Here is a 15395-nt window from a genome sequence, read left to right as displayed (position 1 = left end):
CATGACACACCCGATTTCCTGGCTGCGGAAGCAAGCGCCCGGAGTCATCGCACTCATTCTCATGGTCGGCACCTTTTACGCGGTGAAGCCGCATGAGTCGAGTGCTGCCGATAAAGCGGAGCTGGCGGAGAAGTTCGCCTTCAAGCCGATGGCGATAGCCATGCCGGGCGGATACACGAAACAGAGTGTCCGCAAGGTCAACAAGGCCTACAAGCATATCGAGGCGTGGATCTCCTCGGTCGGCGCGGGCGTCGCCATGAACGACATCGACGGCGACGGCCTGCCCAACGACCTGTGCATCACCGACCCGCAGATCGACCAGGTCGTGGTCACCCCCGCGCCGGTGCCCGGCCGCAGGAGCGCGTCGTACGCGCCGTTCACACTCGACATGTCGCCGCTGCCCAAGAGCGACATCATGGCCCCGATCGGCTGCGTCCCCGGTGACTTCAACGAGGACGGCGCGATGGACCTGCTCGTCTACTACTGGGGCCGTACCCCGGTGATCTTCCAGGCGAAGAAGGAGCCGGGCAAGGACACCACGATCATGGACCCGAAGTGCTTCGAGCCCGTCGAGCTCGTCCCCGGCAACGGCGGCAAGGACTACAGCGGCCCGCTGTGGAACTCCAACGCCGCGACCGTCGCCGACTTCGACGGTGACGGGCACAACGACATCTACATCGGGAACTACTTCCCCGACAGCCCTGTTTTGGACGACACCGTGCACGGCGGCGTGACGATGAACGACTCGCTGTCCCACGCCCAGAACGGCGGCGGCGGCCACTTCTTCCGCTGGACCCCCTCCGGCTACGAGCAGGTCAAGAACGTCCTGCCGAAGGACATCGACCAGGGCTGGACGCTGGCGGTCTCGGCCACCGACCTGGACGGGGACCAGCGCCCCGAGATGTACCTCGCGCACGACTTCGGGACCTCGGCCCTCCTCTACAACAGGTCGACCCCCGGCACGTTCAAGTTCAGCGAGGTCAAGGCCAAGCACACCGCGACCACTCCGAAGTCCAAGGAGATCGGCCGCAGCTCCTTCAAGGGCATGGGCGTCGACTTCGGCGACCTGGACAACGACGGCCTGTACGACGCCTTCGTCTCCAACATCACCACGTCCTTCGGCATCCAGGAGTCGAACTTCGCCTTCATCGGAACGGCCCGTGACAAGTCGGACCTGCGTGCCCGCTTCCGCGACGGCGTCGCCCCCTACAAGGACAAGAGCGCACCGCTCAACCTCGCCTGGTCCGGATGGGGCTGGGACGTGAAGATGGGCGACTTCGACAACGACGGAATCCAGGAGATCACCCAGGCCGTCGGCTTCGTCAAGGGCAAGCGCAACCGCTGGGCCCAGCTCCAGGAGCTCGCCACCGCCAACGACTCGCTGGTCAAGCACCCCCGCTTCTGGCCCCGCGTGGAGGAGGGCGACGACCTCGCCGGCGACCAGCACCTGCGCTTCTTCGTCCAGGACAAGGACGGCGAGGCCTACAGCGACCTGTCCAAGCAGCTCGGCCTGGCCGTACCCGTGCCCAGCCGGGGTATCGCCACCGGCGACGCCGACGGCGACGGACGCCTCGACATGGTCGTGGCACGCCAGTGGGAGGACCCCGTCTTCTACTGCAACACGAGCCAGGACACCGGCGGTTACCTGAACCTCAGTCTCACCGACAAGGCCGGTTCGCCCGTGATCGGCGCACAGGTCACCGTGACCCTCTCCGACGGCAGCACCCGCCTGGGCCGTGTCGACGGCGGCAGCGGCCACTCCGGCAAGCGCAGCCAGGACGTGCACATCGGCCTCGGCCAGGAGGCTGAGGGACCGGTGCGGACCCACCTGACCTGGCGCGACCGCACCGGGCAGGTGCACAACAAGGATCTCCAGCTGGCCCCCGGCCGGCACTCGCTGGAACTCGGCGCCGACGTGAAGGAGAAGTGACCGTGCCCGAAACCAAGGCGAACACGGCTGCCGCCCCCCGGCACGATGTGAAGGTCATTACCGCACTCCGCCGGTTCGCGATCTCGATCTCGATCCTCAACATTGCCGGGTACACCTTCCTCGGTTTCGAGCAGCCATGGCTGTGGCCGTTCATCGCGGTCTTCACCGCCTACGTGGTGGAAATCGGCCTGGAGGTGGTCAGCGCCAGGGGTGAGAAGCGCGCACCGCGCTTCGCGGGCGGGGGACTCAAGGGGATGGTGGAGTTCCTCTTCCCCGCACACATCACCGGTCTCGCGGTGAACATGCTCACGTACGTCAATGACCGCGTCTGGGTCCTGGTGTTCGGCGTCATCGTGGCCGTCGGCACCAAATGGGTGCTGCGAGCCCCGCTCAAGGGGCGTATGCGGCACTTCATGAACCCGTCGAACTTCGGCATCGCGGTGATCCTGCTGCTCTTCCCGTGGGCCAGCATCGCCCCGCCCTACCACTTCACCGAGTACCTGTACGGCCCCGCCGACTGGGTCCTCCCGGCGATCATCCTGGTTCTGGGCACCATGCTGAACGCGAAGCTGACGGGCCGTATGTGGCTGATCGGCGCCTGGCTGGTCGGGTTCGCCCTCCAGGCGATCATCCGTGGCCTGGTGATGGGGACCTCCATCCCTGCGGCGCTGGGCATGATGACCGGGGTGGCCTTCATCCTCTTCACGAACTACATGGTCACCGACCCCGGCACCTCCCCCTCCAAGCGTTCCTCCCAGATCGCCTTCGGCGCCGGCGTCGCCGCGATGTACGGGGTGCTGACCGGGCTCGGCATCGCGTACGGCATCTTCTTCGCCACCGCCCTGGTCTGCCTGATCCGCGGCGGCTACCTGTGGGGCCTGCACTTCATGGCGAAGCAGCGTGCGGCGGCGGACAAGCAGGCACAGCAGGCCCCGGCACAGCAGGCCCTGGCGCAACAGGCCCCGGCACAGCGGACCCCGACAGAGCCCGCAGAGCAGGTCGCCGCCGTACCGGCTCCCGGGGCCTCCCCCGCCCCGGATCCCGCTCCCGTACGCGCGGCCACGGTCACGGCGGTCCGCACCGGTGACCCGTGCCAGGACGGCACCTGCTTCCACGGCAAGTGCGCGTCCCTCCGGGCGGCGGCGCAGGAGAAGAAGGCGGCGATGCCAGGATGAGCCGAATCGCGATCGTTGGCGTGTCGTGCAGTTACCCCGACGCCACCACCCCGCGCGAACTGTGGGAGAACGCGGTCGCCGGGCGGCGTGCCTTTCGCCGACTGCCCGACGTGCGGATGCGCCTGGACGACTACTACGACCCGGACCCCACGGCCCCCGACAAGTTCTACACCCGTAACGCCGCCGTCCTGGAGGGGTGGGAGTTCGACCGTATCGCCCACCGCATCGCGGGCAGCACCTATCGTTCCACCGACCTCACGCACTGGCTCGCGCTCGACACCACCACCCGGGCGCTGGCCGACGCAGGCTTCCCGGCCGGGGAAGGGCTGCCCAAGGAGCGCACCGGCGTCGTCGTCGGCAACACCCTCACCGGTGAGTTCGCCCGCGCCAACATGATGCGGTTGCGCTGGCCGTACGTACGCCGGGTGCTCGCCGACGCCCTCAAGGGGCAGGACTGGGGCGACGAGCGCCTCGGCGAATTCCTCGAAGGAGTGGAGGACGCTTACAAGAAGCCGTTTCCCGCCATCGACGAGGACACCCTCGCGGGCAGCCTGTCCAACACCATCGCCGGCCGGATCTGCAACCACTTCGACCTCAACGGCGGCGGATACACCGTCGACGGCGCGTGCTCGTCCTCGCTCCTGTCGGTCACCACCGCCGCCACCTCGCTGCTGTACGAGGACCTCGACATCGCTGTCGCCGGGGGCGTCGACCTGTCCATCGACCCCTTCGAGATCATCGGCTTCGCCAAGACCGGAGCGCTCGCCAAGGACGAGATGCGGCTCTACGACCGCGGCTCCAACGGCTTCTGGCCCGGCGAGGGCTGCGGCATGGTCGTCCTGATGCGCGAAGAGGACGCCCTCGCCGCCGGACACCGTATCTACGCCTCGATCGCCGGCTGGGGCGTTTCCTCCGACGGGCAGGGCGGCATCACCCGCCCCGAGGTCAGCGGCTATCAGCTCGCTCTGGCCCGCGCCTACGAACGGGCCGGCTTCGGCATCGACACCGTCCCGCTCTTCGAGGGCCACGGCACCGGCACCGCCGTCGGCGACGCGACCGAACTCAGGGCGATCATGGGCGCCCGTGCCCAGGCCGATCCCGACGCCCCCAGCGCCGTCATCAGCTCCATCAAGGGCATGATCGGTCACACCAAGGCCGCCGCCGGAATCGCCGGACTGATCAAGGCCACGATGGCCCTGGACGCCGCGATGCTGCCACCCGCCATCGGCTGCGTCGACCCGCACGAGCTACTCACCGCCGAGTCGGCCAACCTGCGGGTACTGCGCAAGGCGGAGGCCTGGCCCAAGAACACACCGCTGCGCGCCGGGATCACCGCCATGGGATTCGGCGGGATCAACACCCATGTCGTACTCGACAAGGCCGCCCCCGCCAAGCGCCAGGTCACCAGCCGCCGCGCCACCACCCTGGCCAACTCGCTCCAGGACGCCGAACTGCTGCTCCTGGATGCCGAATCACCGCAGGCGCTCAAGGAACGCCTCATCCAGGTCGCCGACTTCGCCGGCACGGTCTCCTACGCCCAGCTCGCCGACCTGGCCGCCACCCTCCAGCGCGAACTGCGCGAACTGCCCCACCGGGCGGCTGCCGTCGTCACCTCACCGCAGGACGCCGAACTGCGGCTGCGCCGGCTGGCCGACGCGCCGAACGGGGGCGAAGGCATCACGCTCTCCTCCGACGGCCGTGCCATCCTCGGCCGGGCGACCGGGGGCGCCCGCATCGGCTTCCTCTTCCCGGGCCAGGGCTCGGGCACCTCGACCGGTGGCGGCGCGCTCGCCCGCCGCTTCACCGAGGCCGCCGACGTGTACAGGCGGGCCAAGCTGCCCGCCACCGGCGACATGGTCGCCACCGACGTGGCTCAGCCCCGCATCGTCACCGGCTCCACCGCCGGACTGCGCGTCCTGGATGCGCTCGGCATCGAGGCTGACATCGCCGTCGGCCACAGCCTCGGCGAACTCTCCGCCCTGCACTGGGCGGGCGCCCTGGACTCCACCACTCTGCTGGAGGCGGCCCGGGTCCGCGGAGCGGCCATGGCCGAGCACAGCGCCTCGGGCACCATGGTCTCGCTGGCCGCCACCCCCGAGCAGGCCGGGGAGCTCATCGAAGAGCTGCCTGTCGTCATCTCCGGTTACAACGGCCCCCACCAGACCGTTGTCGCCGGAAGTGTCGACGCCGTCGCAGCTGTCACCGGACGGGCCGGACAAGCCGGTGTCACCTGCACCGACCTCGCGGTCTCGCACGCCTTCCACTCGCCCCTGGTCGCTCCGGCCGCCGACGCCTTCGGCGCCTGGCTCGCCGGAGTGCGCATGGACGAGGTGAACCGCCGGGTCGTTTCCACCGTCACCGGCGGCGAACTGGAGAGCGACACCGACCTGTCCAAGCTGCTGCGGCGGCAGATCACCGACCCGGTGCTGTTCACCCAGGCGGTACAGTCGGCCGCTCCCCATGTCGACCTGTTCGTCGAGGTCGGCCCCGGCCGGGTGCTCGCCGGCATGGCGGCAGCCACCGCCGAGGTACCGGCTGTCGCCCTCAACACCGACGACGAGTCCCTGCGTGGACTGCTCCAGGTCGTCGGCACCGCCTATGTGCTGGGCGCCCCGCTCATCCACGAGCGGCTCTTCAACGACCGGCTGACCCGGCCGCTGGAAGTCGGCGCCGAGTTCAGCTTCCTGGCCAACCCCTGCGAGCAGGCGCCCGATGTCGCCCTGCCCGCCACGCGCGGCCCCCGGGCCGAGGACTCCGGCAACGGCGTCACCGCACAGGCCGGCGGCTCGGCGGGACAGTCGGCGCTCAGCGTGCTGCGCGCCCTGGTCGCCGAACGGGCGGAACTGCCGCCCGAGCTGGTCGACGAGAACAGCAGTCTCCTGGACGACCTGCACATGAGCTCGATCACGGTCGGCCAGATCGTCAATCAGGCCGCCGTCCAGCTCGGCCTCACCGCCGCCCACGTACCGACCAACTTCGCTACCGCGACGATGACCGAACTGGCCGAAGCGCTCACCACCCTCGCCGAGACGGGTGACAGCGGTACGGGCGCCGCACCCGTCGTGGCCGGCGCCGCCGCGTGGGCCCGCCCCTTCGCCGTCGACCTCGACGAGGTCCCGCTGCCCGCCCCCGTACTGGGCGGGGGCAACGGCTCCTGGGAGCTGTTCACCACCCAGGACCACCCCTTCGCTCAGGACGTGCGAAGCGCCCTCGAGAACGCCGCGGTGGGCTCCGGAGTCCTGGTCTGCCTACCGCCCGCCTGCACCCGGGAGCAGATCGAACACGCGTTGAACGGTGCCAGGGCCGCCCTCGCGGGCGACCGCGAGCGCCGCTTCGTCCTGGTGCAGCACGGCCGGGGCGCGGCCGGACTGGCCAAGACTCTTCACCTGGAGGCCCCCCACCTGCGGACCACCGTCGTGCACACCCCGGTGGCCGACGGCGCCGCGGAGCGGGTGGCCGCCGAGGTCGCGGCGACCACCCGCTTCAGCGAGGTCCATCTCGCCGCGGACGGCACCCGCCGTGTCCCGGTACTACGCGCCCTGCCGGTCCGCGCCGGGCGCACCGACCAGGTCCTGGAGGACTCCGACGTCCTGCTCGTCACCGGCGGGGGCAAGGGCATCACCGCCGAGTGCGCCCTGGCTGTGGCCCGGCAGACCGGCGTCAAGCTGGCCGTCATCGGCCGGTCGGACCCCGCCCTGGACGAGGACCTCGCCACGAACCTGCGGCGTATGGAGGACAGCGGGGCAACGGTGCGTTACGCCGCTGCCGACGTCACCGACCCGGTACGCGTCACCGCGGCCGTCGCCGAACTCACCGCCGCGCTCGGCCCCGTCACCGCCGTGCTCCACGGGGCAGGCCGCAACGAGCCCGCCCCCCTCACCGGCCTCGGCATGGACACCTTCCACGCCACGTTCGCCCCCAAGGTCGACGGGCTGCGCACCGTCCTGGACGCCGTCGGCGAGGAGAACCTGAAACTCCTCGTCACCTTCGGCAGCATCATCGGCCGGTCCGGACTGCGCGGCGAGGCGCATTACGCCACCGCCAACGAATGGCTGGCCGACCTCACCGAGAAGGTCGCCCGCGACAATCCGGACTGCCGTGCCCTGTGCATGGAATGGTCCGTGTGGTCCGGTGTCGGCATGGGCGAGAAGCTCTCCGTCGTGGAGTCCCTGTCCCGCGAGGGCATCGTCCCGGTCTCGCCCGACCAGGGCGTCGAGATCCTGCTGCGGCTGATCTCGGACCCGGACGCCCCCGTGGTGACGGTGATCAGCGGACGCACCGAAGGGATCGGAACGGTACGCCGCGACCTCCCGCCGATGCCGCTGCTGCGGTTCACCGGGACCCCGCTGGTGCGTTACCACGGCGTCGAACTCGTCACCGAGGCCGAACTGAACGGCGGTACCGATCTCTACCTCGCCGACCACCTCCTGGACGACAACATGCTGATGCCCGCGGTGATCGGTATGGAGGCCATGGTCCAGGTGGCGTCCGCGGTCACCGGACGCGGCGACGTACCGGTCATCGAGGGGGCGCAGTTCCTGCGGCCCATCGTGGTGCCGCCCGCAGGGACCACCCGCATCCGGATCGCGGCCACCGTCACCGACACCGACACCGTGGACGTGGCCATCCACGCGGAGGACACCGGCTTCGTCGCCGAACACTTCCGGGCCCGGCTGGTCTACTCCGGCGCCGGAATCCCGGACGGGCCCCCGGCCCAGGTCGGCCCGGACGTCCCGGCCGCCCCGCTGGACCCGGCGGCCGACCTGTACGGCGGTGTCCTCTTCCAGGGCGAGCGCTTCCAGCGGCTGCGCCGCTTCCACCGGGCGGCCGCCCGGCACGTCGACGCCGATGTGGCGATCGCCGCGCCGTCCGGCTGGTTCGCCGGCTTCCTGCCGGGCACCCTGCTGCTGGCCGATCCGGGGATGCGGGACGCGCTGATGCACGGCAACCAGGTGTGCGTCCCCGACGCGACCCTGCTGCCGTCCGGCATCGAGCGGCTGTACCCGATGGCCGCCGGCGACGACCTGCCGCAGGAGGTGCGCTACTGCGCCACCGAGCGCCACCGGGACGGCGACACCTATGTGTACGACATCGCGGTACGCACTCCCGACGGCACTGTCGTCGAACGGTGGGAGGGGCTCACCCTGCATGCCGTCCGCAAGACGGACGGCTCCGGGCCGTGGGTCGCCCCGCTGCTCGGCTCCTACCTGGAGCGGACTCTGGAGGAGGTGCTCGGCACCCATCTCGACATCGCCGTCGAACCGGACCTGCCCGGCGCCGGGGAGTCCAAGGACGAGCGACGTGCGGCCACCGCACGGGCCGTTCAGCGAGCACTGGGCGAGAGCGCCGAAGTGCGCTACCGGCCCGACGGACGCCCCGAACTCGCCGACGACCGCCGGATCTCGGCCGCCCACGGCCTGGGCGTGACCCTCGGGGTCGCCGCCGCGCAGACCGTGGCCTGCGACATCGAGGCGGTCTGCGTACGCAGCGCCACCGAATGGGCGGGGCTGCTCGGTGAGCACGCCGAGCTGGCCGCTCTGGTGGCCAAGGAGACGGGCGAGGCCCCCGACACCGCGGCGACGCGTGTGTGGGGCGCCGTCGAGTGTCTCAGGAAGGCCGGACTGATGGCCGGGGCGCCCCTCACACTGGCTCCGCCGAACAAGGACAACTGGGTGGTCCTCACCGTGGGCGGACTACGGATCGCCACCTTTGTCACGGCGCTGCGCGACGCCCTGGAACCGGCGGTGCTGGCCTTCCTCGCCGAAGGCCCGGACGGCGCCGTCACCGCCGCCAGGACCCGGCCATGACCGGCCGGACGGGCCGCCGCACGGGCCGGCTCCCGGTCGCCGCCCCCGTACCCGCACTGATCCCCGATGCGCCGGCACGAGCGTCGGCGTCCTGCGCGGCCGGATCCCGGCCGCTGACAGGGAGGCAGACATGAGCCCGACAACTGTTCCGTCCATGGAACTCGTCGACCTGGAGGACCGAAAACAACTGCGGGGCGCGTTCAGCACCTTCCCCACCGGGGTCACCGTGGTGACCGTCGGCGGGGACTCCCCGCGGGGCATGACGGCCAACTCGTTCACCTCCGTCTCCCTCTCTCCGCCCCTGGTGCTCGTCTGCGTCGGCAAGGACGCGCTGATGCACGGCAGCCTGGACCGTTCGCAGACGTTCTCGGTGTCGGTGCTCGACGTCGGCCAGGAGGCCGTGGCACGCCACTTCGCCGACCATTCCCGTCCCGTGGGAGCCGGCCAGTTCGACGCCGTCGCCTGGCAGCCCGGACCGAAGTCCGGCGCACCGCTGATCGCCGGTGCCGTGGCGCATCTGGAGTGCGAGAAGAAGAAGTTGTACGAAGGCGGTGACCACACGATCTTTCTCGGCGAGGTGCTCTCTGCGGTGCGCTGGCCGTTCCGTGAAGCCCTGCTGTTCTCCGGCGGCCGCTTCCGGCGGTTCGCCCCTGAACACGGTGAAGGCAAGGTGGCATGAGGATCGACCCGCCGGGCCCGCCGGTCAGTGCCCTGCCGGGGCTGCTGAGGAAGTTCGCGGTGAACCGCCTGGGGATGATGAAGGACGCGGCCGCCCTGGGCGACGCCGTGCGGGTCTCCATGGGGCCCAGGAAGCTCTACATCTTCAACCGGCCCGACTACGCCAAACACGTCCTCGCCGACAACAGCACCAACTACCACAAGGGCATCGGCCTCGTGCAGTCCCGCCGGGTCCTGGGCGACGGCCTGCTGACCAGTGACGGCGAGGTGTGGCGGGCCCAGCGCCAGACGGTGCAGCCCGCGTTCAAGCCGGGGCGCATCAACCGGCAGGCGCACGCCGTCGCGCAGGAGGGCACCAAACTGGTCGCCCTCCTGCGCGCCCATGAGGGGCGTGGCCCGGTCGACGTCCTTCAGGAGGTCACCGGGCTCACCCTCGGTGTGCTTGGCCGCACCCTGCTCGACTCCGACCTCACCTCCCAGGACACCCTCGCGCCCGCCTTCGAAGAGGTGCAGGACCAGGCGATGCTGGAGATGGTCTCCCAAGGCATGGTGCCCAGCTGGCTCCCACTGCCTGCACAGGCCCGCTTCCGCCGGGCCCGCCGGGAGCTGTACCGGGTGGCGGATCTGCTGGTGGCCGACCGCAGCGCGCGGATGGCCGACGGTGAGCCCGGCGACGATGCACTGTCCCGGATCATCGAGGCCGCCCGACGGCGGAACAGGCGGCCCCAACAGGTCCGCAGACAACTCCGGGAGGAGCTGGTCACCTTGCTGCTCGCGGGGCACGAGACGACGGCCAGTACCCTCGGCTGGACGCTGCACCTGCTGGAGCGTCATCCCGAGGTCCGCGCCGCTGTCCGCGAGGAGGCCAGGAACGTCCTGGGCGAACGTCTCCCGGACGTCGACGACCTGCACCGGCTGACTTACACGACCATGGTCGTCCAGGAGGCCATGCGGCTCTACCCGCCGGTGTGGGTCCTGCCCCGGATAGCCCAGCAGCTGGACGAGGTCGGCGGATACACGGTGTCGGCCAAGGCCGACGTCCTGATCTGCCCGTACATCATGCACCGCAATCCGCGTCTCTGGGAGGACCCCGAGCGCTTCGATCCCGAGCGCTTCGATCCGCAGGCGGTGGCCAGCCGCCCCCGGTACGCCTATATTCCCTTCGGCGCGGGACCGCGCTTCTGCGTCGGCAGCAACCTCGGCATGATGGAAGCGGTGTTCGTGACCGCGCTGGTCACCCGGGACCTCGACCTGCGTACCCTCCCCGGGCACCGGGCGGTCGCCGAGCCCATGCTGTCGCTGCGGATGCGCGGCGGACTGCCGATGACAGTGAGCGCGGCGGGCTGATGGACGAGCGGAAACGCCCAACGGGCCGCAGGAGAAAGCCCTTTCGCGTCCGGCCCCGTCCGCCGCGAGTGCGGCCGGACCGGACGGAGCAAACGGACCGGACGGACCGGGGGCCCACCCCTGTGAGGAGGCAGCCCACCAGCGACAGCGACCACGTGTCCCGGGTGCCGGCCGGAGCAGCACCCACCACGGAGCCGTCGGCCGGCACAGTCCTCGGCGCGGCGGCGGCTTCGCCCGCCGCGTACAACGCGTCCACCGCTCAGGAGACGGCCACCGCGCTGATCCGTCTGCTGATGGAGCAGCTGGGGTTGGCTCCTGGCGGCATCGCGCCGAGGGACCGCACCGAAACTCCGGGAACGGGAGTGCAGGGCCCGGCCGGTGGGCCGGGGCGCCCTTCACGGGGCCGGGCAGAACATACCGGGGGCAAGTGGTCTCCGGGGAAGGGAACCCATGTGAAACAGGAGAGGGAGGAGCGGCGATGAGGCCGCTCGTGCGGGCCGTGCTGCGGGGCTCCCTGCGGCAGGTGCGGTACGTAGATGTGATCGCCCCGCGCCGCGCCCGGGGCCTGGTGGCGCAGGTGTACCGCCGCACGGAGCGGGACTTCGGGGTGCTCGCACCGCCCGTGGCCCTCCACTCGCCGGCTGCCACATCGCTGGCGGCGACCTGGCTGATGCTGCGTGAGACCCTGCTCGCCGACGGCCTGGTGAGCCGCGCGGTGAAGGAGACGGTCGCCACCGAGGTCTCACGCGCCAATGACTGCCCGTACTGCGTCGGTGTGCACCAGGCGGTCCTGGGGACGCTGCCGCCGGACAGGACGGTCGCCCGGATCGCCGAGTGGGCCAGGGCGACCGGACGGCACGCCCCGGGAGACTCGGCCGCGAGCGCTGCCCCGCTCCCGTTCCCGGACGCACAGGCGCCGGAACTCTGCGGCGTCGTGGTGACGTTCCACTACATCAACCGCATGGTGACCCTCTTCCTGGCCGACTCCCCCATGCCCGCCCGGACGCCGACGCCCCTGCGTGGGCCCATCATGCGCACCACCGCCCTGGCCATGCGTCCCGTCGCCCCGGGCCCGCTGGCGCCGGGCGACTCGCTCGGCCTGCTGCCCCCGGCGCCCCTGCCCCCCGGACTGGAGTGGGCCCTGGGCAGTCCTTCCGTGGCCGAGGCCTTCGGGCGGGCCTTCGCCGCCGTGGACCAGGGGGCGCGCTGGGTGCCAGAACCGGTACGGGAGCGGTTGCGCTCACGCCTCGACCGGTGGGACGGATCCGCCCCGGGGCTGGGCCGGGGGTGGCTCGATGAGGCCGTGTCGGCGCTGCCGGCCGAGGACGTGCCGGCTGCCCGGCTCGCACTGCTGACCGCCTTCGCGCCGTACCAGACCCTCCCGGAGGACGTCGCGGCCTTCAGGAGCCGGTTCCCCACCGACCGTGAACTCATCGAGTTCACGTCCTACGCCGCCCTGACCACCGCGGTGCGGATCGGCGGCCGGATCTGCGCACCCCGCCGGGCCGGGCCGGCATGAAACCGGCCCCGGCACGGGCGGGTGGCGGGGTCAGAAGGGGTAGCGGACGCCGGTGAGGCGTTCGGACTCCTCCCACAGGCGGTGCCGGACCTCCGGGTCGCGGGCGGCCCTGCCGGGACGGACGAGTCCGGGTGCGCCCCGTGTCTCGGTCACGCCGAGCGGCCCGTAGAACTCACCGCCCCGCGCCCCGGGGTCGGTGGCGGCACGCAGACCGGGCAGCATCCCCATGTGGGCGGGCTGGAGGAACAGCGGCGCGAACACGGAGCCGGACCTGCGCACGGGGGCCGGGAAGTTCCGGCCCAGGCCGGTCGCGGCCAGCCCTGGGTGGGCGGCGAGCGAGGCGAGGCCCGGGCCCGACTCCGCCAGCCTGTCGTGGAGTTCGAGGGCGAACATGAGGTTGGCCAGCTTGGACTGGTTGTAGGCCCGGTACCGGCTGTAGCCGCGTTCGGCGTGGAGGTCGCGGAAGTCTATGCGCCCCAGCCTGTGGAGGTAGCTGCTGATCGTCACCACGCGTGCGCCGGGTGCGGCCCGCAAGGGGTCCAGGAGCAGGCCGGTGAGGGCGAAGTGACCGAGGTGGTTCGTGGCGAACTGCAGTTCGTGTCCGTCCGGGGTGTGGGCCCGGTCGTTCCACATCACACCCGCGTTGTTGATCAGCAGGTCGATGCGGGCGAACTGCGCGCAGAGTTCCTTCGCCCCGTCCCGCACGGAGGCGAGGCTGGCGAGGTCCAGCCGCCGGACCGTCAGGGTGGCCGCGGGTACACGGGCCCGGATGCGGGCCGCCGCGGCGGCCCCACGGTCCGGGTCGCGTACGGCCAGTACCACGTGGGCGCCTCGCCGGGCGAGTTCCTCCGCCGTGCGCAGTCCGATGCCGGAACTCGCGCCGGTGACCACCGCGGTGGTGCCTGTCCGGTCCGGGATGTCGGCCGTGCTCCACTTGCGCCGGGTGCTCATCCGTCGTCCCTTCCTGGGTGGGTTGCCTCAGCCGCCCTGCGCGGGCCCGCCCCGGTAGCTCGGCGCCGTTGAGCTGCGAGACATACGCCGCGATGAGTTCACTCTCCCCCGGGCTGAGCGAGGACAGCGCCCGCAGCAGCTCGTTCGCGAGGCCACCCAGCGGCGCGGCGGTGTCGGGACAGTGGGCCGTCAGTCAGGCCGCTGATTCCGGGGAGGTCGTTATCCAGTGCGATGTGGGGCACGGCTCTTCCTCCGAAAGGGGGAGACGGGCGGCCGGTGAGAGCGGCGCGCCGCGGGGCGACAGGGCCTCCTGATGCCAGGAAGCTAGTGAACCGGACCGTCGGTGGCAACTCTGCGCCGGGCCTCGGAAACGCCTCTGTGTCATGGGCGGACCACCGGCCCGGTGCGGGGACAGGACAATCGGTCCTCCCGCGATCAAGCCGCTGAGCAGGAGCATCTGCCCGGCGGGGGCCGGGGCGGCCGGCGTAGCGCACACCAAAGGCGCGGCGCCGAGCCGCTCGGCAGCACGCGGGTGTCCGCGCACCGGTCCTCGTGAAGAGCACGGAGGAAGAAGCCCCCGCGCGAGCCTGATGTGATGAGCCACGATTCCCCGACCGTGGAGGTTCAAGCATGGCCATCAGCACGGGAGCGCCACCGCGTACGCTGCGGGGAGGAATCGACTCCATCAACGGTCGCCACCATCAACTCGGCCTGCGCTTACTCCTGTTCATCGTTGTCGAGCACTGGGCGGAGCACCTGGTCCAGGCGTACCAGATCTATGTCATGGGCGTTGTCACGTTGGCTGACCGGCCTGGGATGATCTTCGGGTTGATCACGCTGGGAAGGATCGTCCGTGGACAGTGCGTCGCCGTCGTACAAGGGGCACCGGTACCCGGTCGAGGTGGTCTCCCACTGCGTGTGGCTGTGCTTCCGCTTCCCGCTGTCGTTCCGTGAGGTGGGGGAGCCGATGCTGCAGCGCGGCGTCATCGTCTCGCACGAGACCGTGCGCCGCTGGTGCGCCAAGTTTGGTCAGGCGTATGCGAACGGACTGCGCAGCCGCCGGCCCCGGCCCGGGGACAAAAGGCATGTGGGCGAGGTGTTCATCAAGGTCAACGGCGAGCTGAAGTATCTGTGGCGAGCCGTCGACGCCGGCGGCAACGTCCTCGACATCCTCGTGCAGAACCGGCGGGACAAGGCCGCCGCCAGGCGGTTCTTCCGCCACCTGATGAAGAAGACGCGTGTGGTGCCGCGGGTGGTCGTCACCGACAAGCTGCGCTCCTGCCGCGCCGCCCACCGAGAGGTCATGCCCTCCGTCGAGCACCGCTGTCACAAGGGATTGAACAACCGGGCAGAGAACAGCCACCAGCCCACGCGGCAGCGTGAAAGGGCAATGAAGGGCTTCCGTTCCGTCGGCGGGGCGCAGCGGTTCCTATCGGCGTTCAGCGGCATCTCCCCTCGTTTCCGGCCCCGCCGCCACCTGATGACCGCACACGACTACCGGGCCGAGATGACCCTCCGCTTCGCGATCTGGGACCAGATCACCGGCACCGTCGGCCAGCCCACCGCAGCTTGAATCAGGACTGAAGGCTTGAGCCAGCCACACCCTGGCACCACGTCAGATACCCACGTACCCAACAACATGACAGCGCCACCGGGACGGCTTCGCTCTGTTCGGGTCCGTGTACACGACCCTGTTCAAGAAGTCTTCCGACGAGGAGCGCAAGGAGCGGCTGAACGAGCTGGGGCCGATGGTCCTGGAGATCATCAACGCCCACGTCCACTCCTTCTCCGTGGTCGCCTCCCAGGAGGAAGCCCTCGTCCTGGACGCCCAGGGCACAGCCATACTCAAGGAGCTGCTGGCCCTCGTCCGCCCCACGCCCGGCAAGGACGACAGCCTGGACAAGATGCCGCCGTCCGCGACCGAGATCCTGGAGCACATCAAGGCCGCCCTCGACAAGGGCGTCGAGCCGGGCTCCGCGAAGTACACC

At 70.7% G+C, this 15395-nt stretch carries 8 protein-coding genes; 7 read left to right on the top strand and 1 reads right to left on the bottom strand.

The window, feature by feature from the left end; all coding sequences use genetic code 11:
• Nucleotide 1 precedes the first annotated feature (1 nt).
• The 6 genes from ACWZEH_RS35385 (at nt 2) to ACWZEH_RS35360 (ending at nt 12456) form a co-directional block, all read left to right on the top strand.
• Entirely contained in the window at nt 2–1930 is a 1929-nt protein-coding gene (locus ACWZEH_RS35385) for a CRTAC1 family protein (protein ID WP_456200490.1), read from the top strand.
• Complete coding sequence (locus ACWZEH_RS35380) at nt 1927–3105, top strand: enediyne biosynthesis protein (protein WP_456200489.1); 1179 nt, start codon at nt 1927–1929, stop codon at nt 3103–3105. Before ACWZEH_RS35385 ends, ACWZEH_RS35380 begins: the two co-directional genes overlap by 4 nt.
• Entirely contained in the window at nt 3102–8912 is a 5811-nt protein-coding gene (locus ACWZEH_RS35375) for a type I polyketide synthase (RefSeq protein ID WP_456200488.1), read from the top strand. Before ACWZEH_RS35380 ends, ACWZEH_RS35375 begins: the two co-directional genes overlap by 4 nt.
• A gap of 130 nt (nt 8913–9042) precedes the next feature.
• Entirely contained in the window at nt 9043–9591 is a 549-nt protein-coding gene (gene sgcE6 / locus ACWZEH_RS35370) for an NADH-dependent FAD reductase SgcE6 (protein ID WP_456200486.1), read from the top strand.
• Nucleotides 9588–10937, top strand: coding sequence for a cytochrome P450 (locus ACWZEH_RS35365; protein ID WP_456200484.1), 1350 nt, complete (start codon nt 9588–9590; stop codon nt 10935–10937). The genes sgcE6 and ACWZEH_RS35365 overlap by 4 nt, the downstream gene beginning before the upstream one ends.
• A 478-nt stretch (nt 10938–11415) precedes the next feature.
• Entirely contained in the window at nt 11416–12456 is a 1041-nt protein-coding gene (locus tag ACWZEH_RS35360) for a carboxymuconolactone decarboxylase family protein (protein ID WP_456200482.1), read from the top strand.
• 30 nt (nt 12457–12486) lie between these two features.
• Here the strand turns inward: ACWZEH_RS35360 and ACWZEH_RS35355 are convergent, their stop codons facing one another.
• Complete coding sequence (locus ACWZEH_RS35355; protein ID WP_456200480.1) at nt 12487–13407, bottom strand: oxidoreductase; 921 nt, start codon at nt 13405–13407, stop codon at nt 12487–12489.
• Between the two features lie 853 nt (nt 13408–14260).
• Between ACWZEH_RS35355 and ACWZEH_RS35350 the strand changes: the two genes are divergently transcribed.
• Nucleotides 14261–14980, top strand: a complete 720-nt coding sequence (locus tag ACWZEH_RS35350; protein WP_456200478.1) for an IS6 family transposase — start codon at nt 14261–14263, stop codon at nt 14978–14980.
• Nucleotides 14981–15395: the final 415 nt, after the last annotated feature.

Source organism: Streptomyces yamdrokensis, assembly GCF_053890455.1.
This window is presented reverse-complemented; position numbering and strand designations above follow the sequence as displayed.